This window comes from Comamonas sp. Z1 (assembly GCF_008121555.1).
Taxonomy (GTDB): domain Bacteria; phylum Pseudomonadota; class Gammaproteobacteria; order Burkholderiales; family Burkholderiaceae_C; genus Comamonas; species Comamonas thiooxydans.
In genome coordinates, this window is the sequence record NZ_VOQT01000003.1 from 266,432 (window position 1) to 287,456 (window position 21,025).

Below are 21,025 nucleotides of genomic sequence, written 5' to 3' on the forward strand. Positions count from 1 at the left end.
AAATTTGAGATCCCGCGCTAACCCTCGTTATTCCCGAACAGGAACAGCGATACCCATACCCGGCTCAACGCCCCTGCACCGCCGCGCGGGCCGTCTGCATGCGCTCATCCAGATAAGCGCCATAGAAGTCGGGGATGGAGCTGCCGCTCAAGCGCTCGGCCACCTCCTTGTGAGCAGCGCCATAGAAGAGCACGGTCGGCGCCACCTCGATGCCCAGTTGCCTGACCATGTCGTCATGCGTGGTCGCCGTGCCATCCCAGCTCTGCAAAGGCTCACGCGACTGAAAATGAATCTGAGTCACCAAAGCCCCGGACTGTTGCAACGGCAGCAGGTAATGTTCGCGCACGATCTTGCAGAACGGGCAGCCATGCAGGCTTGCCATCACCACCAACGGCTGCTTGCGGGCCAGCGCCAAGGCCAGGTCGTGCTGCAGACTCTGGCTGGTGGGCAGCAGGCGCTCAGAGGCATCGAGCGCCGCCCATGCCGGGGCCGCGCCCGCCAGCAGCAGCTGCAAGCACAGTCTTCTGCGGGCACGAAAGGAGCTGGCTGTTTCCATCACGGCTTTTCCTGCTCCATCAGCAAAAAGGTGTTGTAGGCATTCATGCGATTGGCTTCCTTGAACAGCGGGTAAGCCGAGAACCTGGACCAGTCCGTCGCCTGATAGGCCTCGTCAAACGGGTCGAGATTGGCTGCGGCCTTGCCCATGGCCTCGCGCAGATAGTGCAGATAGTCTCGCGTCAGCTGCATGTCCTGGCGCGGCTGCTCGGAGGCCGGGCCGTGGCCCGGCACCATGACCTTGACGGGGAGCTTGAGCAACTCGTCCAGCGCGGCAATCCAGTGGCGGCTGTCGGCCTGGCCCACATAGGGAATGCGGTTGCGAAACACCACATCGCCAATGAACAGCACACCGCTTTGCGGCAGGAAGATGGCCGTATCCTCCGGCGTATGCGATGGCCCCATATGCTGCAGCACAAAGTCCACGCCCCCCACCTTCAGCGTGGAGCTATCACCCGACACCCATTGACTCGCGGGCACCAGGCGCGTGCTCCGGTCGACCCAGGGCGCCAGGTCCTTGCGCGAAGCCTCGAGCCGCAGATGCGCGGTTTCTGAGTTGATGTATTCACGCGCCTGGGCATGGGCCACGATTTTTGCGCCCAGGGCCTCGAACACCTGCAGGCCATAGATGTGGTCGGCGTGATAGTGGGTCAGCAGCACATGGCTGATGGGCTTGGGCGTCAGCGTACGGATTTTCTGCACCAGCTCCTCGGCCAGTGCGGGCGAACCCAGCGCATCGATCACGACCACGCTGTCATGGGTGATGACAAAGCCCGCATTGGAGATGAAGTTGCGATTGGCCGGGCTGCCCAGCGCCGATACGCCCTGCACAAAAAATACATTGGCAGCCACCTGTTGCAACTCCATCACGGGCGCGCTGACCGCTTGCGGAATGAGCGACCTGGGGGCTGCATCATGCGCGGCCGCTGTACCTGTCGCTGCAATCGCTGCCCACACAAAGCTCCTCAGCGCAGCTCCTGCCCAGCTTGTCATGGCTTTGTCTCCCTTGCATGGGCAGCGCGTCATGCTTGCATGTCGCCACTAGCGCTTGCCCTATTTTTGAATGTTTGCGTCATCGTTAATATAAGCAAGTGGCAATATTTAACCAAGGGCATCTTCCCTGATTCCCATAGACACCACAGGAGACATTCCATGAAGCGCCAGTTCATTGCCCTGAGCTTTGCCCTGTGTACGGCGATTGCCGCCGCTCAGGATGTGAAAGTGGTCTATCACGTCAACACCGGCGTGGAGACAGCGGCCGCAATACTCGCCAATATCAATAACGAACTCAATGCCTCGCCCACGGACAAGATCGTGGTGGTCACCCATGGCCCAGGCATAGACTTTCTGCTGAACAATGCCAAGGACAGCAAGGGCCGCGAGTTCAGCGGCCAGGTCAGCGCACTGGTGGGGCGCGGCGTGGAGTTCAAGGTCTGCAACAACACGCTGCAAACGCGCAAGCTCGATGCCTCAAGCCTGCTGATGGAGGCCTCGGTCGTCCCCTCCGGTGTGGCCGAAGTCGCACGCCTGCAGGCCAAAGAAGGCTTTGTCTATCTCAAGCCCTGAACCACATACGGCCATGAAAAAAGGCGCCTGGTGCGCCTTTTCTTCTTTTGGGCTCAAGCCGTCAGTTCTGTTCGATGGCAATCTGCACGCAGATGGTGCGGCACATATGGACGACCTTCTCGTTGGCGATGAAGTAGTAGATGCTGACCCCTTCGCGCCTGCGGCCCAGAATGCCGGACTGGTACAACGTGTTCAGATGCTGAGACATATTGGGCTGAGTCGTGTCTATGGAAGCCAGCAGCTCGGAGACGTTTTTTTCTCCGTTGCACAACGCGCTGATGATCTTCAGCCGCATGGGCGCAGCCATGGCTTTGAACAGCTCGGCCGCACTCTCGAAAACGCTGTCATCCTCAAGCTCTGACGATTCCATGAAACACTCCTGAACACCGCTTCAGACGGCAACCCTCAAATAGAGGTGGTACGCCATGGTGCATGGCACCAGTTTATAGGAAGGTCATGCAGCGCCTGTCATCACCCGACGACAAACACTGATAGGCATCAGGCAATCCCGAAAAAGAAGCAGCCAGCGCCTGACTGCTATGAATTTCAGGAACTTTTATAGCTGAAACCCATTGCCAATATACGCAAGCAGCTATCAAAAAATCAAGCTGGCTTCCACTCCAGAGGCCAGGCACCGCTTTGCACGTTCTGCAGCCACAGGCAGCAGCTCAGGGTCTTGGCGTCGGTGACCTGGCCGCTACGCACGCCGTCCAGCAGCTCATCAGCCGTCATGCTGCAGACATCGAGAAACTCGTCGGCATCGAGCTGGCGCTCGCCCGCAGTCAGGCCGCGCGCGAAGAAGATGTGAATGACTTCGTCGGAGTAGCCGATCGCCAGATGCATGGGGCCGGCATAGGCCCATTCCCGCGCGCTGTAGCCGGTTTCCTCCAGCAGCTCGCGCTGAGCGCAGATCAGCGGCTGCTCGCCTGCATCGAGCTTGCCTGCAGGAAACTCCGTCATGACCCGGCCCACGGGGTAGCGAAACTGCCGCTCCAGCAGCACGCGGCCATCGTCGAGCAGGCCTATCACCACCACGGCGCCGGGGTGCACCACATACTCGCGCGTGGCCTGCCCGCCATGAGGCAGACGCACGGTATCGAGCCTCACCTGCAGAAAACTGCCCTGGTGCACCAGCTCGCTTTTGATGGGGTGCTCGATCAGATGGGCTTCCTGAGCCTGTTTGTCTTGTTGGGTCATCTCCGACTCGTCTTTCAAAGCGCTGTGGTGACAGCGCAAATACATCCAAGGTTTTAATCTTCGCAGAAGCCGGCTTCACTTTCCTCCACTCAGACCATGATGCATCCCATCGACACAGCCCAGACAGACATACAGCGCCACCAGTTTGGCCGCGTGACGGTGTTTCGCGGCGCCAAGGGTGGCAAGTATCCGGACGGCAACCAGGTCATGACTCGCGGCAGCGATACGCTGGCAGCGCTGGATACGCCTATCGTTGCCAACCATATCGGGGCCGAGTTCGATGCCACCGAGCTGGTGGTGATGGGTCATGTGCATGAGGACCATATGGCCGGCCTGCACCGCCTACCAGACGCGCAGGTCTTTGCTCACGCGGGCGATCTGGCGGCCTTGCAAAGCTGGGAGGGCCTGGTTGCCACCTTTGGCTGGGCTGATTCGGCTCAGGCCGGCATCATGCGCAGCAAGCTGGAGAGCGAATTCTTCTACGCCCCCAGACCCGATGCCAGGGGCTACGAGGATGGAGCCGTCTGGGAGCTGGGTCAGTCGCAGATTCGCGCCATTCATATGCCTGGCCATACGGCAGGCCATACCGTGCTGCTGATCGAGCCCGAAGGTGTTGCCTTTATCGGCGATATCGACCTGACAGGATTCGGCCCTTATTACGGCGATGCCTGCTCCTGTCTGACGGACTTTCGCCGCAGCCTGGCGCGGCTGCCCGAGATCGATGCCCGGGTCTGGGTGACCTCGCACCACAAGGGCATTTACACGGAACGCGAGGCGTTTATTCGAGACCTCAAGCGCTTTGCTGCGGTCATTGACGAGCGCGGTGCGCGCATTCTCGAATGGCTGGCGCAGCGGCCCATGACGCTCTCGCAGATGGTGGAGCAGCGCCTGCTCTACCCGCAAGGCTTTGATGCGCCCTGGGTACAGGGGGCCGAGACGCGCAGCATTTCCCAGCATCTGGATGAGCTGCTGGCGGTCGGAGAAATCCTGCAGGAGCGCAACGTGCGCGGCGAAGACCTTTATCTGCGGGCTTGAATCCAGAGAAATAAAAAAGCCGACTTCTCAAGGAAGTCGGCGGTGGCAGGCGCTTGGCCACGCATCCACCAGGCAAGCGTGACAAACGCACAGCGGCTAGATCAGCCGGGCCCGGTCACCCGGGCTTTGAGACTCAGGCCACAGCGTCCATGGGCTTGCGCAGAAAGCCCTGGTTGGCCCCTTTGCGGTTGGGTGCGAAGCCGTTCTTGGCCAGGGTTTCATCGGCGGTTTCGTAGAACACGCCGATCTGCTTGATCTCGCGGGCCTGCTGGGCCGTGGCAATCGGGCGACCGAACTCGCCCGCAATGCGCACCAGCTGCTTGATCTGCTCCACGGTGCTCATCTTGCCGGTGCGGGTCTGATTCCACAGCACGTCTTCGATACCGCAGCGCACATGCAGACCCAGGGCCATGCCGATCATATTGATGGGCAGCACGTTCAGCACCGAGCTTTCCACCGTCACGATGGCGTTGTCGGGCACGGCGCGCAGCATATTGGCCAGGTTGTAGATATTGGCCTGGTCCATGCCGCCGCTGATGGCGACCCAGTTCATGACCAGCGGCCCCTTGTAGACGCCACGGCGGATCATGCGCTCTATGGTTTCGAAACTGTTGATGTTGTAGACCTGGAAGGCACTCTGGATGCCCTTTTCGGACAGGCGACGGATATGTTCTTCGACGAAGCTGGGGTTCGAGGGAACAATCATGTCCTTGTAGGTCTTGTGCAGATGCGGGAAGCCGCGCGAGACACCGCGGAAGTCGTCTTCGCCGGCATGCTCGGTCACGTTCATCTGCGTGGTGTTCACGGTCACCGTCACCTGGTCGGGCACGGGTGTCAGCTCGGCCAGCATATGGCGGGTATCGTCGGAGAGCCACTTGGCTTCGCCGTCCGGGCCTTCGGGCGCAAAGCTGATGGAGCCGCCGACCTGGATGATCATCTCGGGCACACGCTCACGCACACCGGCAATAAGCTCGTTGAACTTGGACAGACGCTTGCTGCCCTTGCCGTCGTCTTCACGCACATGCAGATGCAGCACGGTGGCGCCGGCCTCATAGCAGTCCACGGCCTTCTGAATCTGCTCTTCCATGGTGATGGGGATGTCCTCGGGGAAGTCCGAGGGAATCCAGCCCGGAGCGTAGGGAGCAGCAGTGATGATCAGCGGTTGCTGGTTTTCGGGATACAGGTGACCGTCAAGAAAGTTCATGGTTGTTGTCTCCGGTTTGAGTGCGAGAAATCAGTGTCTGGACAAACTGCATCAGCCGATTTCAGGCCATTGCCGATGCGTGAAGCCAGTATCAAATGCCGTACGAGATGCCACTTTGCATTTCAAGACACGCGCTTTCTCAAACGCGACAAGACCAGCAAACCATGCCTGAAGGTGATTGGCTCAGGCAACAGAGAGACAACATCGGCTCATGCACTGCAAAAGTCCAGGCGACTGCCGCGCACCATCGGCAACCTGCGACCTCCCCCTCCTCGCGGCTCCGATTGCAAGGCGCCCATACCGCGCCTCAAGCACGCATCGAAGCCATGCAGGCTGCAGCCCTACATCGGGTAAGTGCGGAGTACTGCAGTCATCAAATGCGAAGTCGCAGGCATGAAACGCCAAGTCACCGGACTTGCGGACCTCCATCATGAATTGGTGCATTCCTACACCCCAAGCACAAGAGCGCAGGGACATGCTGGCAGATTCAGCGGATCACCTATTCGTTGGGTCTGCCCCCTGCGAGACAGAGATCGGCGTCATGCCGAATGTCTGCCCCCATGAAAAACGACAGGAGACATCAATGACAACCGCTGTGAATTTTGCTGGACCACCCGGCCCGCAAGTGATGCCCGTGATTCGCGTCTTGCGAGCCAGGGCCGATAGCGCCGCAGCAAGACAAGCGCTGAATGCTTGCGTTCTTGAAGATGGGCGGGTTACAGACTCTCCCGCCAGCACCATCTGAGCAACTCCATTTAGGGAGCAACACATGCGAAACATTCCTCGAACCCTGCGTTCCTGCGCCGCAATTCTTTGCGTCGGCGTAATGGCCAGCACCGCCGTACAGGCTCAGACCCCCGCATCCGCCTGGCCCGTCAAACCCATCCGCCTCGTCGTTCCTGCGCCTCCTGGTGGCATCACCGATGGTGTGGCGCGCCTGGTGGCCGATCATCTGCAGACCAATCTGGGCCAGCCCGTGGTCGTCGACAACAAACCCGGCGGATCGGCCGTGATTGCCGAGCGCGCCGTGATGAATGCACCTGCCGACTGGCATACGCTGATGATTGCGCCCTCCAGCATCTGGACCGACTTTCCGCTCACCGTGAAGACGCCCTTCGATGTGCACAAGACCTTCACCTATGTCTCGGATGTGGCGTCCATGGTGCATATGCTGGTGGCCAACAACAGCTTCCCGCCCAACAGGATTCAGGAGGTGCTGGACTATGCGCAAAAGAGCAGCAGCCCGATCAATATCGCCAACCTGAGCCCCGGCACCCGCTCCGACATGCTCGGTGAGCTGCTGAGCAAGAAAAGCGGCGGCAAGATCACTGCCGTGCCCTACAAAGGCTCGGCCCCTGCCATCGTCGATCTGATCGGCAATCAGGTACAACTGACTTTTGAAGTGGTGACCAATGCAGCCCCGCTGGTCAAGGCCGGCAAGATCAAGGCCCTGGGCGTGGTCTCGCCCAACCGCTCGCGCCTGCTACCCGATGTGCCCAGCTTTGCCGAGCAGAACATGCCCGACTTTGTGCTGCCCGATGCCAGTGTGGGACTGTTCGTGCTGAGCAGCACGCCCCCGGCCCTGATCCAGAAGGTGCGCCAGGAAATGGACAAGGTGACTCAATCCGCCAAGTTTCAGGCGCAGCTCAAAACCCAAGGCTTTGACGCACCCCAGCCCAGCACGATGACGGAGCTGCAACAAAAAATGCTGAACACGGTGGAGCAGAACCGCAAAATTCTGAGCAAGCTCAGAATCGCCAGCAACTGAAGGACGCTGGCGTAGCCGCCCTCTCCCTGGGGTGGCACTTTGGTAGTGTGTTTGGCGGGCCCTTACGGCCCGCTTTTTTATGCGCCGCCCGTGCCTTCGGTCTGCGCCTTGGCACGGCTGTCCTTGGCACTGCAGCCGAACTGGCTCTGATACCAGCGTGAAAAACTGCTGGGGGCCGTAAAGCCCAGCAGCTCGGCCACTTCGGTCAAAGAGCGGTTGCTCTCGAACACATAGCGCACGGCCAGCTCCTTGCGGATATCGTTCATCAGCGAGGAAAAGCTCTGCCCCTTTTCCGTCAGCCGGCGCTGAATGGTGCGTGGCACCACACCCAGGTGCTCGCTGACTTTCTCAATGCTGCAGCGCCCGCTGGGCAACAGCAGCAAGATGGTGCGGCGCACATCGTCCAGCACTGCTTCCTCGCTCATGGGAGCCACGGACTCCAGCAGCTTCTGGGCATAGCGCACCATGGCAGGGTCGGCAAATTCGTTGCGCGTATCGAGATCGGCCTTGACGCAAACAATGCAGTTGAACTCTTGATTGAACTCCACGCGCGGGCCGAACATCAGGTGATGCATGCTCAGGTCCTTGGGCGCGGCGTGCTCGAAACACACCATGCGAGGCTGCCAGTCGCGACCTATCAGCTGCCGAATGGCGCGCACCATCACGCCCAGCGCCAGCTCCACGCGCTGGCGCGTAGGCTCATGGGCACGGCCGGCCAGCAACAGCTCACGGATCAGCACCGTGTCGGCCTGCTCGTCCAGCTCCAGCGTCATGGCGCCGTTGAGCAGGGCCAGATGACGCAACAGCAGGTTCAGCGAATCGCGCAGCGTAGCCTGATCGCGAATCAGCAGGCCCACCGGCCCCATATTGGACAGCAGGCGCGAGCGCGCCATGCACAGACCAAAGCTTTCATTGCCCGACTGCGTGGCCGAGGCCTGCAGCAAACGCCCCACCTTGTCCACCGGAATCATCAGATCCGGCTCGTCGAGCACACCGGGGCTCAGGCCGGCATCGAGCAGCATGCGCGCGCCATTCAGTCCCGAAGCCTGGGCGACTTCGGCGTAATTGGTCAAGCAGGCGGCGCGAACGAGAGAGGCCATGGGGTTTCACTAACTTGGCACTAATTGCAAAGCACCAGTCATGTAATGACAAGCGCCGATCGAGGGGAGTTTTCACACTGGCGACATTGATTCTATAAGGAGACTTCCCAATGAAAAACGAGGTTGGCGCAGCACCCGCCCTTATCCGCTCCAGCTCTTTGACCCGCTCGCTGGAAGTCAATCCTCTGACCTGCTCCATCGGTGCGGAGCTGTCCAACGTTCACCTGGGAGCGGCCGCCGAGGACGAAGGCCTGATGACCGAGATCCGCCAGGCACTGCTCAAGCACCGCGTGATCTTTTTCCGCGACCAGGACATCACACGCGCCGAGCATGTGGCATTTGCGCGCAAATTTGGCGAACTGGAAGACCACCCGGTGGTGGGAAGCCACCCCGAGCACCCAGGCCTGGTGCAGATCTACAAGACCCCCGACAACCCTCTGGACCGCAACGAAAACTCATGGCACACCGATGCCACCTGGCGCGAGCAGCCCCCCATGGGCTGCGTGCTGCGCTGCGTTGAATGCCCGCCAGTGGGCGGCGACACCATGTGGGTGAACATGGTGATGGCCTATGAGAACCTGCCAGACGACATCAAGGTCAAGATCGAGCATCTGCGTGCCCGCCATAGCATCGAAGCGAGCTTTGGTGCCGTCATGCCTATCGAAAAGCGTCTGGCACTCAAGGCCCAATACCCCGACGCCGAGCACCCCGTGGTCCGCATCCACCCCGAAACCGGCGAGAAGATTCTGTTCGTCAACAGCAGCTTCACCACCCATTTCACCAACTACAACACACCCGCCAATGTGCGCTTCGGCCTGGACAAATCGCCCGGTTCCTCGCAACTGCTCAATTACCTGACCAGCCAGGCCATGATTCCCGAGTACCAGGTGCGCTTCAAATGGAGCAAAAACAGCGTAGCCTTCTGGGACAACCGCTCCACCCAGCACTACGCAGTGATGGACTACCAGCCCTGCCACCGCAAGATGGAACGCACCGCCATCATCGGCGGCCCCACGGACTGAGCCAGGAGACAGAAGATGACCTTGAAGCACACGATTCTCATCATCCCCGGCCTGCGCGACCATGTGGAAGAGCACTGGCAGACGCTGCTGGCAAAGGAGCTGACTGCGCAGTCCGTCCCCTGCGTCACCGTTCCACCGCTGGAGCAGGACAAGCTCAGCTGCCATGCCCGCCTGGACGCGATCGACCGTGCACTGGACAGCATCGACGGCCCCGTCATCATCGTGGCGCACAGCGCCGGCTGCATGATGGTCGCGCACTGGGCGCTGCGCCGAGCCCGTCCCATTCTAGGAGCCTTGCTGGCCGCCCCCGCCGATGTGGAAACCCAGATGCCTGCCGGCTACCCCCCCAAGGATGTGCTGGCAGCCCACGGCTGGACGCCCATCCCGCGCCAGCGCCTGCCGTTTCCCACACTGCTGGCAGCCAGCAGCAATGACCCGCTGACCGCGTTGGAGCGCGCGCGCGGCTTTGCGCGCGACTGGGGGAGCGAGCTGGTGGAGCTGGGCCCCCAGGGCCACCTGAACCCGGCCTCGGGCCATGGCCCCTGGCCGCAGGCAAAACAGCTGATCGAGGATTTGCAGGCTCGGATCGAAGCCCGACAGCCCGAGCCAACGGCCTGAACCGCCCGAAGACCATCACGATGAATGCGCAGCCACCCACAATATATAAAAGGTGCGCGCAGATGGGGAGCCAGATCTCCCCATTGAAGGAGACAAGCAATGAAGGCAACGACACCCGCCTCACGCAATTCAGTGGACACCGCAGGTTCTCGCACCGCGACAGCCTGCGCACTGCGCCGGAAATTAGGCCTGGCCGTCATGGCCGTGGCCGCCAGCCTGGCCTTGCCCGCACAGGCCGAGCAGACCGTGGACTGGCCGACCAGGCCCATACGCCTGATCGTCACCGGGCCTGCCGGCGGCACGGCTGACACCCTGGCCCGCCTGCTGGCAGAGGGCATGCAGCAAGAGCTCAAGCAGCCCGTGATCGTGGAATCCAAGCCCGGTGCCTCGGGGGCCATCGGCATCCAGGACCTCAAGTCCCATGGCAAAAACGGCTACACCTTTCTGGTAATTCAGGACGGAGCACTGAGCGAGGCGCCCCTGGCCCAGAAAGTCAGTTTCGACCCGTTCAAGGACCTGACGCCGCTGGCCCAGCTCACACGCACCGGACTGGTCATGGTCGCCAACAAGGATTTGCCGTTCCAGACCCTGCCCGAATTCATCAGCTACGCCAGACAGCAACGCGACGGCGTGGACTTTGCCTCCTACGCCACGGGCCTGAAAGGTCACACCTCGGGCATGCTGCTGGGCCAGTTGGCCAAGATCAATATGCGCCATGTGGGCTACAAGGGCTCGCCCCCTGCGCTGGTGGACCTCATGGGAGGTCATATCCCGGTGATGTTCGATGGCGTCACCACTTCGCTACCCCTGATTCGCAGCGGCAAGATCAAGGCGCTGGCAGTCGTCTACCCGAGCCGCCTGCAGACTTTGCCAGAGGTGCCGACCTTCACGGAGCTGGGCTACCCCCAGCTTTCCAAACCAGGCTGGTTTGCCCTGTGGTCCCACCCGCAAACCCCGGCAGCCATCCAGCAGAAGCTGCGGGACGTGGCGCTGGCACATTTCCGCAAGGAGGCCGTGCTCAAACAGCTCGCCACGGTGGGCATGGAGCCCGGCCAGCCCCTTACCACGGCAGAAATGACAGCCGACCTCAAAGAGGCCAGCCGCAAACAGGCAGCCCTGCTCAAGTCCATAGGCTACAAGCCCGAAAACTGAGGCCCGGGTCCTTGAGCAGTTGCCCTCAAGCTGCTCCATTACTTATCCGATTCAAGACCTCTGCCCAGTGCCAACCCTTGGCACCGTGGGCGGCCGCACCCGGCTCCAGTCCTTTGGCGGGATTAGAGCTGGGGGCTTGCCTGCGCCCTAACCCATCCCCAGGCCCGGCCTTGCCCTGCTGTGTTTTTCGTCGGTTTGCCACCAGGCATCTTTTTTCAACGGTTCAAGGAGACATGAATGACTACAAAAAAAATGGCTTTCAATGCGCTGAGCGCTCTCGCATGCACGCTGGCGCCGCTGGCAGCCTCGGCACAATCCTCTGTGCAGGTCTATGGCGTGGTGGATATGGCCGTATCCAATTACCGCGGCGCTGGCGCAGGCTCGCGTCAGATGCTGACCTCCAGCGGCAATCAGGCCAGCCGCCTGGGCTTCAAGGGCCGTGAAGATCTCGGCAACGGTCTGGCCGCCGGCTTTGATCTGGAAGCGGGTCTCAATACCGACAACGGCACCGGCCAGGCCTCCAACACCAACAACCAGCCTTCGGGGGCAGGCAGCAGCAACGGTCTGAGCTTCAACCGCAAGGCCCTGGTCTATCTGCAGAGCAAGCAATGGGGCGAGGTACGCCTGGGCCGCGACTATGTGCCCGCCTTCTGGAACATGTTCAACTACGACCCCTTTCGCCTGGGCGTGGGCATGAGCCTGCATGTGCTGCACGGCACGACGGTGACGGGCTTTCGCGCATCGAACAGCATTGGCTACTTCTCGCCCGGCTGCTCCAGCTCCAGTTGCAAAGGCCTGTTCTATCAGTTGATGACTGCATTCGGTGAAAACGATGCCGGCCCCAACCGCCAGGACGGCCGCGTCTATGGTGCACGCCTGGGCTATGGAGGCGACAACTGGGATGCAGCCGTCGCCATCACGTCCACCAAGAACCGTGCGGCCGACGATTACAGACAGATCAATGCCGCCGCATCCTACCTCTGGGAGGGCCACCGCCTCATGGTTCTGGCTGCCGATCACCGCACTGGCAACCGCCTGGCAGGTCTGGACAATGCCGACCATGTACGCTACTGGCAGCTGGGTGCCATCTGGAAGGTCGGTAACGGCAATATCCCCATGAGCTTCATGCGCCTGAACCGCAATGACAACAGCGGCAGCAGCTCCAACAAGTACGCAGTGGGTTATGTGCACAACCTCTCCAAGCGCACCGCACTCTACGGCACCTATGCCTATGTAGACAACCGCGGCAGCATCAACCTGCCGGTGGCCACGGGCGCGCTGCAAGGCCCGATTCCAGTCGCTGGCGGCAATGCCTCGGGCTTTGACATCGGCATTCGCCACACGTTCTGAGTCCAATCCATGGCAACCGGCGCCTGCCGGTTGCCGGCCAGAGGACATCAATCCTGAAACCATAGAAGAAGGCCCGCAGAGAAAATCTGCGGGCCTTCTTCTATGCACATCAGCGCTCGATGGTTTATCAGCAGTTGTCAGGCGGTTTGAGCCAGAGCAGTCCCTCTCTGACAAGAACTTCGTAGAGAGGAATCGTCATCTGCGGCGATGCCGTGCACTTGCCGCTGCGGATATCGAACTTGAGTCCATGCGCGGGGCAGCTCAGCACATGGGCATCGCAATTGCCGCCGGCCATGGAGGCACCCGCATGCGGGCAGCTGTTCTCCAAGGCATAGAACTCGCCTTCGACATTCAGCAGCAAGATGCTCTGGCCACCAGGCGTGAAGACCAACTTTCGCCCGCCAGGCGGCAAATCCCGCACGGCACCGGCGGCCAGCAATGCGGTATCAGGCGAAGATGCTGTCGGCAACACGGGCATGCTCCATGGCGCGCAGCAGCTCCGCGGGCGCCACCGCGCCCGTCACCTGCAGACGCTGGTTGAACACCATATGCGGCACGCCGCCGGTATGGCCGGCCTCGCTTTGGTAGCGCAGCGCATCAAAGCGGGAAGGATTCCAGTCCAGTGCTGCCGAGTGCGCCAGCTGCTGCAGCACCATGACCGAGCCTATATCGCGGCCCTGCACAAAGTAAGCGGCAAAGATGGACTCCACAAAACGGATCATGGATTCACCATCGAGCAGAGTCTGGGCGTAGTTGACCAACGCACAAACCAGGCGCGTGCTGGGGAAGGTTTCAATCAGCGCATGATTGATCTGCAGGCCCGCCGCATGGGCCGCCGAGCGCACCTGGGCACGGCGAACCTCCACGGCCCTGGGACCGCCCAGCCTGGCTTCGTAGAAGGCCTGGTAAGGCACTCCATGCTCCGGGATATGGGGCAGCAGAGTGTCTGCATGCCAATGGATTGCAAGCTGCTGGTCGGGATATCTGGCCAGCAGCATCTCACGGGCGGCCAGCAGATTGCGCAGACCGATCCAGCACCAGGGGCAGATCAGGTCCAGCGAAAAGTCGACCTGCAATGTCGTTGCAGCAGAGCTTTGAGTCATGGCATTTATTTCTTTGGGCAATCACCAGGGTTGATGCAAAAAAGGGCTGAATGGCTCAGCCCTTTTCATACAGAAGTGCTGCCTTTGGTATCTCAGAGCGTGAAGATGGCCGATCCCACAATCTTGCGGGCTTCCAGATCGCGGTGAGCCTGAACGGCGTCTTCCAGCGCATAGCGCTTGCTGATATCCACCTTGATACGGCCTTCGGCCACATGGGCGAACAGTTCGTTGGCCAGCTCTGCACGCTCCGCGGGGTCGGCGATGTAATGCGCCGATGCAGGACGCGTCAGGAAGAGCGAGCCTTTGCCGGCCAGAATCTGCGGGTTGAATGGCGCAATGGAGCCCGAAGCCGTACCCAGACAGACCATCAGCCCGCGCACCTTCAGGCTGTTGAGCGAGCCCTCGAAAGTGTCCTTGCCCACGCTATCGAAGACGGCATTCACGCCCACGCCGTCTGTCAGCTCACGCACGCGCTTGGCCACGTCTTCGTGGCTGTAGTTGATGGTGTGAACGCAGCCGTTGGCCTTGGCCACTTCGGCCTTGGCATCGCTGGAGACTGTGCCGATCACGTTCAGGCCTTCCAGCTTTGCCCACTGCGACACCAGCAGGCCCACGCCACCGGCTGCAGCATGCAGCAAGATGGTGTCGCCCTTCTTGAAGTCCCAGATGCGGCGCATCAGGTAAGCCGCCGTCAGTCCACGCATGGTGATGGCTGCTGCGGTTTCAAAGCTGATGTTGTCAGGCAGACGGATCAGGGGGGCAGCAGAAATCAGGCGCTCCGTGGCGTAAGCGCCGATGGTGTTCAGCGCGCCGGTATAGGTCACGCGGTCGCCAACCTTGAAATCCGTCACGCCGTCGCCCACGGCCGTGATCGTGCCGCAAGCCTCGCTGCCCACGCCCGCGGGCAAAGGAGCGGGATACAGACCGGAGCGGAAATAGGTATCGGCAAAGTTCAAGGCCACAGCGCCCTGCTTGAGACGGACCTGACCTGGACCGGGTTGGCCGACTTCAATGTCTTCCTGTCGCAACACCTCGGGGCCGCCAACTTCGTGATAACGGATTACTTTAGCCATACAAACTCCCAGTCAGATACCAATCAAAAGGTGATACGGCACACCGCCTCACCTCGAACAGAAGCAATACGAATCAATGACTTAGGCCATATCCCCGGTATTCCTCCATTCAGACTGGACTGAATTTATGGGAATTCGGCTCCAGGACATTTCCCGAGAGCGCCGCTCTCTTGTCTTTACGCGACACCACGGGTAAACACCAAGTCAAAAAAGTTAACTATAAAGTTTCTCTTTGATTGAAAGCTTGCCGCAAGCGTTGGCCACCATATTGCGCGTCTGCGACTGCGGCAAGCCCGTCACAGCCTCTAAAATCATTCCGTTTACGTAAACGTCAAACCAATGCGAGGTCCTGACATTCTTGCCAGGCGCCAGACATGAAGTCGAGGGAAGCCCCTGCCATCCGTGGCAGGCAACATCCCCAACAATCCAAGGCACAACCCAGGTCTGGCAGCCAGCCGGGCCAGCATTCAAGGAAACAGAGACGATGACCTACAAAGCGCCCATCAAAGACATGCTGTTCGACATGGAGCATCTGGCCCAGATCGAACAGGTCGCCCAGATTCCCGGCTTTGAAGATGCGGGGCTGGAGACCGCGCAGGCCGTTCTCGAAGAATGCGCCAAGCTCTGCGAAGGCGTGGTCGCCCCCCTGAATGTTCCCGGCGACCTCAATCCCTCTTCCTTCAAGGATGGTGTGGTCACTACCACGCCCGGCTTTGCCGATGCCTTCAAGCAGTACGCCGAAGGCGGCTGGCAGGGTCTGCAACATCCTGCCGACTTTGGCGGCCAGGGCCTGCCCAAGACCATTGGCGCGGCCTGCATCGAGATGCTCAACAGCGCCAACCTGAGCTTTGCGCTGTGCCCGCTGCTGACCGACGGTGCCATCGAGGCGCTGCTGACAGCGGGCAGCGACGAGCTCAAGGCCACCTACCTGGAAAAGCTCGTGACTGGCGAATGGACCGGCACCATGAACCTGACCGAGCCCCAGGCCGGCTCCGACCTGGCCCTGGTGCGCACCAGGGCCGAGCCTCAGGGCGACGGCAGCTACAAGGTCTTCGGCACCAAGATCTTCATCACCTATGGTGAGCACGATATGGCGGACAACATCGTCCACCTGGTGCTGGCCCGCGTGGCGGGGGCGCCCGAGGGCGTCAAGGGGATCAGCCTGTTTGTCGTGCCCAAGTTCCTCGTGAACCAGGACGGCTCCTTGGGCAAACGCAACGATGTGCACTGCGTCAGCATCGAGCACAAGATGGGCATCAAGGCCTCGCCCACGGCCGTGCTGCAATTTGGCGACAACGGGGGAGCCATCGGCTACCTCGTGGGCGAGGAAAACCGCGGCCTCGAATACATGTTCATCATGATGAACGCAGCGCGCTATGCCGTGGGCCTGCAGGGCCTGGCCGTCGCCGAGCGTGCCTACCAGCACGCCGTGGCCTACGCCAAGGAACGCGTGCAAAGCCGCCCCGTCGACGGCTCGGTCAAGGCCAGCGCCACCATCATCCACCACCCCGATGTGCGCCGCATGCTGATGACCATGCGTGCCAGCAACGAGGGCTGCCGCGCCATGGCAACCACCGCCGCTGCCGCCTACGATGCCGCCCACCACCACCCGGACGCCGAAGTGCGTCAGGCCAACCAGACCTTCTATGAATTCATGGTGCCCCTGGTCAAGGGCTACAGCACCGAAATGAGCCTGGAAGTCACCAGCCTGGGCGTACAGGTGCATGGCGGCATGGGTTTTATCGAGGAAACCGGCGCCGCCCAGTATTACCGCGACGCCAAGATCCTGACCATCTACGAGGGCACGACCGCCATCCAGGCCAATGACCTGGTCGGCCGCAAGACCGCGCGTGATGGCGGCCGGACCGCCAAGGCCATTGCCGCCCAGATCGAGAAGACCGAAGCGGCTCTCATCGCCAGCGGTACCGATACGGCCAAGGCAGTCGCGAGGAATCTGGCCCAGGCCCGTCAGGCCTTTGTGCAGGTGGTGGACTTCATCGTGGCCAAGGCCAAGGCCGACCCCAATGCAGCCTATGCCGGCAGCGTTCCTTATCTGATGCTCACCGGCAATCTGATCGCCGGCTGGCAGCTGGGCCGCTCGGTGCTGGCTGCGCAGGAGCTGCTGGCCAAGAGCCAGGACACGGCCTTCATGCAGGCCAAGCTGGCCACGGCACAGTTCTATGCCGAACATATCCTGACCCGAGTGTCCGGTCAGGCCGATGCTGTGATCAACGGCGCGGCCAGCGTAATGGCATTGCCCATGGATCTGTTCTGATCCTGCACCTGACGGCGGGGCGGCAATGCCCCGCCCCATCAGGAAATGCATGGAAATAGCGGCTGGTGCTTATGGATAAAGCGCTGACCGCTATTTTTTTGAATCTCTACAACGCACCTGGGCCAGTTGCCAGGCAGACTCCGGGGCCATCGCTCACGCGAGCAAACACGCGCCTCGGGTGGAATAAGCGATCTGTGCAACCCAGGAAGTGAAGCCATGGGCTACGGCTGCGCAATGCAGATACGTGCGATTTGCGTAACAAGCAACGAGGTAATCGATGCAGCTGTCGTAGCGGATCTACTGGAGCAAATGACGCTGAATGCACTCTCACTCACAGCAGCACGATATCGTATTGCTCCTGCGCCATAGCAGTCTCGGCCTGCAGCGAAATGGGCTTGCCGATGAAGTCGGAGAGACTGGCCAGATGCTGGCTTTCCTCGTCGAGGAACATCTCCACCACCTTGGGGGATGCCACAACGCGGAACTCATGCGGATTGAACTGGCGGGCTTCGCGCAGGATTTCACGCAGCACCTCGTAGCAGATGCTGCGCGCGGTCTTGACATTGCCCTTGCCGGAGCAGGCTTCACAGGGCTCGCACAGCATATGGGCCAGCGACTCGCGCGTACGCTTGCGCGTCATCTCCACCAGGCCCAGCTGAGAGAAGCCGCCAGCCATGGTCTTGACGCGGTCGCGTGCCAGCTGGCGGCGGAATTCGGAGAGCACCTCGCCCTGGTGCTCCTCGCGCACCATGTCGATGAAGTCCACGATGACGATGCCGCCCAGATTGCGCAGCCGCAGCTGACGTGCAATGGCGTGCGCCGCTTCCAGGTTGGTCTTGAAGATGGTGTCGTCAAAATTGCGCGCACCTACATAGCCGCCGGTATTCACATCGATGGTGGTCAGGGCTTCAGTCTGATCGACGATCAGATAGCCGCCCGACTTCAGATCCACACGCCGCCCCAGCGCACGCGCGATTTCCTCGTCGATGTTGTAGAGGTCGAAAATCGGCCTCTCGCCCTTGTAAAGCGCCAGCTTGGGCACAGCCGCCGGCATGTATTCCTGGCCAAAGCTCTTGAGCAGCGCAAACTGCTCGCGCGAATCGATGCGAATGCTCTGGGTGTTCTCGCCGACCAGATCCCGCAGCACACGTTGCAGCAGGTTTAGATCCTGATGCAGCACCGACATGACGGGCAGCTTCTGCGCCGCATCCTTGATGCGCGCCCAGGTCTTGCGCAGATAGCGGATGTCATCGGCCAGCTCGGCATCGCTGGATTCCTCGCCATTGGTGCGCAGAATGAACCCGCCGCCACCGCCCCCCTCCTTGGTGCCGACCAGCTCCTGCAGACGAGCCCGCAAGGCATCGCGCTCGTTCTGGGGAATTTTCTGGGAGATGCCGATGTGGTCGTCCTGTGGCAGAAACACCAGCAGACGCCCCGCAATGCTGATCTGCGTTGACAGGCGCGCACCCTTGGTACCTATGGGGTCCTTGATGACCTGCACCATGATGGACTGCCCTTCGAACACCTGCTTTTCGATGGGCGTCAGCGGCTGGTCCTTGCGCGCGAACATCGGGGCTTCGCCATTTTCCTGACGCTGCCAGACATCGGCCACATGCAAAAAGGCCGCACGCTCCAGACCGATATCGATGAAGGCGGACTGCATGCCTGGAAGCACACGCGAGACCTTGCCCAGATAGATGTTGCCGACGAGTCCCCGCTCCAGCGGGCGCTCCATGTGCAGCTCCTGCACGGCGCCGTTTTCGACAATCGCCACCCGCGTTTCCTGCGGCGACCAGTTGATCAAAATATCTTGCTGCATTGACTGTCGTTCTTTCTTTATATGTCCTGGCTTTTGCTGCGCCCAGTGTGCGACGCGCGCATGGCTGGCGCAAGACAGCTGCCATGCAGACCTTCCCGCAGGGAAGACTCAAGAACAGAGTGCCGATTGCGCCAAAGGTTCAGAGCGACCAGCCCAGCTGGCGCAAAAGCTCGGCAGTTTCATAAACCGGCAGGCCCATGATGGCCGAATAGCTGCCACGAATCTCTGCAATATGTGCGGCCGCCCTGCCCTGTATGCCATAGGCACCGGCCTTGCCCATGGGCTCGCCCGTGAGCACATAGGCATCGATCTGCGCCTCGGTCATGGACGCAAAGCGCACGGTGGACACCGACAGGGCCTGCAGACGCCGCACGCCGCTTTGCAGCGCCACGGCGGTCAGCACCTCATGTTCGGCCCCGGAGAGCAGATGCAGGATGCGTCGCGCGTCTTCGGCATCGGCGGGCTTGCCCAGAATCTGCTTTCCCAGGGCCACGGTGGTGTCGGAGCACAGAATGGGCGCCTGCGGCAAACCGCGCCGCGCATGGCGGGCCACGGCAGCATCGAGCTTGCCGGCCGTCACGCGCTGCACATAGTCATGAGGGTCTTCCCCAGCCAGCTCGGCCTCTATGGCCTCGGCATCCTCGGCGATGTCGCCGGCTGCATTGGGCAGCAGCAATTCATGCGCCACGCCCAGCTGCTCCAGCAGCTGACGACGGCGGGGACTTTGGGATGCAAGATAGAGAAATGGCGCCATGATTTTTATTAAAAATGGCCTCTAGCGCCCATATATAAAGCGCAAAAGGCTATCAAAATCATAGTATCACGCACTGCGCGAAATTGCACGCAGAGTCCGCTCACAAGCGCTTATTCGCGATGGTAGGGATGGCCGGCATTGACCGACCAGGCGCGGTACAGCTGCTCGATCAGCAGCACGCGCACCATGGCATGCGGCAGGGTCAGGTCGGACAGACGGATGCGCTCGTGTGCCGCGGCCTTGAACTCGGGGTCCAGTCCGTCGGGTCCGCCGATGACCAGGGCCACATCATCGCTCTCGAGCTGCCAGCCCTTGAGACGCTGGGCCAACGCCTTGGTGGTCAGATTGGTGCCGCGCTCGTCGAGCACCACGATGCGAGTGCCCCTGGGGATGGCGGCTTCGATACGCTTGCGCTCTGCCGCATACAGGGTCTCCAGCGTCTTGGAGCCGCGCGGCTCGGTCTTGACGGCCTTGAGTTCGACCTTGAGTTCGGGCGGAAAGCGCTTGGCGTAATCGTCGTAGGCCGTCTGCGCCCAGTCGGGCACATGCAGGCCTACAGCCACGATGGTCAGCTTCATTTAGGCCTTGGCGCGGGGAGCACGCTTGGCTGCGGGTTTGGCCGCAACCGGCTTGGCAGTACGGGGCGTGCTGGGCTTGACGACCACGGTCTTGACCGTCTTGGCAGCGGCGGACTTGGCAGCAGGCTTCTTTGCCGCAGGCTTGGCACCGGCAGCCGTCTTGGTGGCGGGCTTCTTGGCCGCAGCCTTCTTGGCGGCAGGCTTTTTCTCGACCACGGTGTTTTCCGCAGCTGCCTTTTCCACTGCCAGCTTGGCAGCCAGCTTCTTGGCGGCCACTTCGGCGGGCTTGGGCTTGGCGGCACCGATCTTCATGCGCACCGGTGTCTCGCCCCAGATTTCTTCCAGGCGGTAGTACTGGCGGATGGCCGGCTGCATGATGTGGCAGACCACCGAGCCGCAGTCCACGATGATCCATTCGCCGTTCTGCTCACCTTCCTGGCGGGGCACGGGAAACCCAGCTTCCTTGACGGCTTCGCGCACGCTGGAGGCAAGTGCCTTGGTCTGGCGGTTGGAAGTACCCGAGGCCACGATCACGCGCTCGAACAGCGGCGACAGTGCTTCGGTGTTGAACACCTGGATGTCGTGGGCCTTGACGTCTTCGAGGCCGTCAACAATGGCTCGCTGGAGTTTGGTGACGTCGCGCTTGGCTGCGGAATCCGATTTGGTGGAGGTGGTCATCAGGCGATGGAATCAGTAAATGATGGGATCAATATAGCGTGTGCTGCGCCACACCCGTATCAGGGCTGGGTTAGCGTCTGCGTTCAGGCCCCTAAGACCTGCGCTCTTCACGCATTGAAAAAGGTTGACGCGCCAGTCGATAGCGCGCATCCAGCTATGGAAATTATAGTTTTCTAAA

General features: G+C 61.1%; 21 protein-coding genes. 8 read left to right on the top strand and 13 right to left on the bottom strand.

Features of this window, described 5'->3' with window-relative positions:
- Positions 1-64 precede the first annotated feature (64 nt).
- The gene (locus FSY45_RS07940) at positions 65-556 is read right to left on the bottom strand and encodes a hypothetical protein (RefSeq protein ID WP_046460160.1); all 492 of its coding nucleotides are present in this window, start codon (positions 554-556) and stop codon (positions 65-67) included.
- Positions 556-1,548 carry an MBL fold metallo-hydrolase gene (locus FSY45_RS07945; protein ID WP_012838846.1) on the bottom strand — a complete coding sequence of 331 codons (993 nt, stop codon included), beginning with the start codon at positions 1,546-1,548 and terminating at the stop codon, positions 556-558. Before FSY45_RS07945 ends, FSY45_RS07940 begins: the two co-directional genes overlap by 1 nt.
- Positions 1,549-1,707: 159 nt before the next feature.
- Here FSY45_RS07945 and FSY45_RS07950 point away from each other — a divergent pair, with 159 nt between their 5' ends.
- Positions 1,708-2,121 carry a DsrE family protein gene (locus tag FSY45_RS07950; protein WP_046460159.1) on the top strand — a complete coding sequence of 138 codons (414 nt, stop codon included), beginning with the start codon at positions 1,708-1,710 and terminating at the stop codon, positions 2,119-2,121.
- A gap of 61 nt (positions 2,122-2,182) precedes the next feature.
- On the opposite strand, the gene FSY45_RS07955 is transcribed toward FSY45_RS07950, so the two are convergent.
- Positions 2,183-2,491 carry a metalloregulator ArsR/SmtB family transcription factor gene (locus tag FSY45_RS07955; protein ID WP_003053925.1) on the bottom strand — a complete coding sequence of 103 codons (309 nt, stop codon included), beginning with the start codon at positions 2,489-2,491 and terminating at the stop codon, positions 2,183-2,185.
- A gap of 233 nt (positions 2,492-2,724) precedes the next feature.
- Positions 2,725-3,318 (bottom strand): NUDIX domain-containing protein, encoded by a 594-nt coding sequence (locus FSY45_RS07960; RefSeq protein ID WP_046460158.1) that lies wholly within the window; start codon positions 3,316-3,318, stop codon positions 2,725-2,727.
- 96 nt (positions 3,319-3,414) lie between these two features.
- Here FSY45_RS07960 and FSY45_RS07965 point away from each other — a divergent pair, with 96 nt between their 5' ends.
- Complete coding sequence (locus FSY45_RS07965) at positions 3,415-4,353, top strand: MBL fold metallo-hydrolase (RefSeq protein WP_003062796.1); 939 nt, start codon at positions 3,415-3,417, stop codon at positions 4,351-4,353.
- A 133-nt stretch (positions 4,354-4,486) separates the two neighbouring features.
- On the opposite strand, the gene FSY45_RS07970 is transcribed toward FSY45_RS07965, so the two are convergent.
- A complete protein-coding gene (locus tag FSY45_RS07970; RefSeq protein WP_012838850.1) occupies positions 4,487-5,557 on the bottom strand; it encodes a 3-keto-5-aminohexanoate cleavage protein in 1,071 nt (356 codons plus the stop codon).
- A 769-nt stretch (positions 5,558-6,326) separates the two neighbouring features.
- On the opposite strand from FSY45_RS07970, the gene FSY45_RS07975 reads away from it, so the two are divergent.
- The gene (locus FSY45_RS07975) at positions 6,327-7,325 is read left to right on the top strand and encodes a tripartite tricarboxylate transporter substrate binding protein (protein ID WP_223305592.1); all 999 of its coding nucleotides are present in this window, start codon (positions 6,327-6,329) and stop codon (positions 7,323-7,325) included.
- 77 nt (positions 7,326-7,402) lie between these two features.
- Here the strand turns inward: FSY45_RS07975 and FSY45_RS07980 are convergent, their stop codons facing one another.
- Positions 7,403-8,425, bottom strand: coding sequence for an AraC family transcriptional regulator (locus FSY45_RS07980; RefSeq protein ID WP_046460156.1), 1,023 nt, complete (start codon positions 8,423-8,425; stop codon positions 7,403-7,405).
- A gap of 110 nt (positions 8,426-8,535) precedes the next feature.
- Here FSY45_RS07980 and FSY45_RS07985 point away from each other — a divergent pair, with 110 nt between their 5' ends.
- From FSY45_RS07985 to FSY45_RS08000, 4 genes are all read left to right on the top strand, one after another.
- On the top strand, positions 8,536-9,447 hold the full coding sequence (locus tag FSY45_RS07985) for a TauD/TfdA family dioxygenase (RefSeq protein ID WP_003062789.1): 912 nt from the start codon (positions 8,536-8,538) through the stop codon (positions 9,445-9,447).
- Positions 9,448-9,462: 15 nt separating this feature from the next.
- Positions 9,463-10,065, top strand: a complete 603-nt coding sequence (locus tag FSY45_RS07990; RefSeq protein WP_046460155.1) for an alpha/beta hydrolase — start codon at positions 9,463-9,465, stop codon at positions 10,063-10,065.
- A 99-nt stretch (positions 10,066-10,164) separates the two neighbouring features.
- Complete coding sequence (locus tag FSY45_RS07995; RefSeq protein ID WP_003062787.1) at positions 10,165-11,217, top strand: tripartite tricarboxylate transporter substrate binding protein; 1,053 nt, start codon at positions 10,165-10,167, stop codon at positions 11,215-11,217.
- Between the two features lie 237 nt (positions 11,218-11,454).
- The gene (locus tag FSY45_RS08000; protein WP_223305591.1) at positions 11,455-12,567 is read left to right on the top strand and encodes a porin; all 1,113 of its coding nucleotides are present in this window, start codon (positions 11,455-11,457) and stop codon (positions 12,565-12,567) included.
- Positions 12,568-12,694: 127 nt separating this feature from the next.
- Here the strand turns inward: FSY45_RS08000 and FSY45_RS08005 are convergent, their stop codons facing one another.
- The 3 genes from FSY45_RS08005 to FSY45_RS08015 form a co-directional block, all read right to left on the bottom strand.
- Complete coding sequence (locus tag FSY45_RS08005) at positions 12,695-13,045, bottom strand: Rieske (2Fe-2S) protein (RefSeq protein WP_050788931.1); 351 nt, start codon at positions 13,043-13,045, stop codon at positions 12,695-12,697.
- Positions 13,014-13,670 carry a DsbA family protein gene (locus tag FSY45_RS08010; protein ID WP_003062781.1) on the bottom strand — a complete coding sequence of 219 codons (657 nt, stop codon included), beginning with the start codon at positions 13,668-13,670 and terminating at the stop codon, positions 13,014-13,016. Before FSY45_RS08010 ends, FSY45_RS08005 begins: the two co-directional genes overlap by 32 nt.
- Positions 13,671-13,762: 92 nt before the next feature.
- A complete protein-coding gene (locus FSY45_RS08015) occupies positions 13,763-14,743 on the bottom strand; it encodes a quinone oxidoreductase (RefSeq protein ID WP_003062779.1) in 981 nt (326 codons plus the stop codon).
- Between the two features lie 484 nt (positions 14,744-15,227).
- Between FSY45_RS08015 and FSY45_RS08020 the strand changes: the two genes are divergently transcribed.
- Positions 15,228-17,018, top strand: coding sequence for an acyl-CoA dehydrogenase (locus FSY45_RS08020; protein WP_046460847.1), 1,791 nt, complete (start codon positions 15,228-15,230; stop codon positions 17,016-17,018).
- 331 nt (positions 17,019-17,349) lie between these two features.
- On the opposite strand, the gene rng is transcribed toward FSY45_RS08020, so the two are convergent.
- The 4 genes from rng to rsfS all read right to left on the bottom strand — a co-directional run bounded on the left by rng (position 17,350) and on the right by rsfS (position 20,847).
- Positions 17,350-18,837, bottom strand: a complete 1,488-nt coding sequence (gene rng, locus FSY45_RS08025; RefSeq protein WP_003062776.1) for a ribonuclease G — start codon at positions 18,835-18,837, stop codon at positions 17,350-17,352.
- A 139-nt stretch (positions 18,838-18,976) separates the two neighbouring features.
- Positions 18,977-19,591, bottom strand: a complete 615-nt coding sequence (locus tag FSY45_RS08030; protein ID WP_046460846.1) for a nucleoside triphosphate pyrophosphatase — start codon at positions 19,589-19,591, stop codon at positions 18,977-18,979.
- Between the two features lie 110 nt (positions 19,592-19,701).
- The gene (rlmH, locus tag FSY45_RS08035) at positions 19,702-20,169 is read right to left on the bottom strand and encodes a 23S rRNA (pseudouridine(1915)-N(3))-methyltransferase RlmH (protein WP_003053899.1); all 468 of its coding nucleotides are present in this window, start codon (positions 20,167-20,169) and stop codon (positions 19,702-19,704) included.
- The gene (gene rsfS, locus FSY45_RS08040; RefSeq protein WP_003062774.1) at positions 20,170-20,847 is read right to left on the bottom strand and encodes a ribosome silencing factor; all 678 of its coding nucleotides are present in this window, start codon (positions 20,845-20,847) and stop codon (positions 20,170-20,172) included.
- Positions 20,848-21,025: the final 178 nt, after the last annotated feature.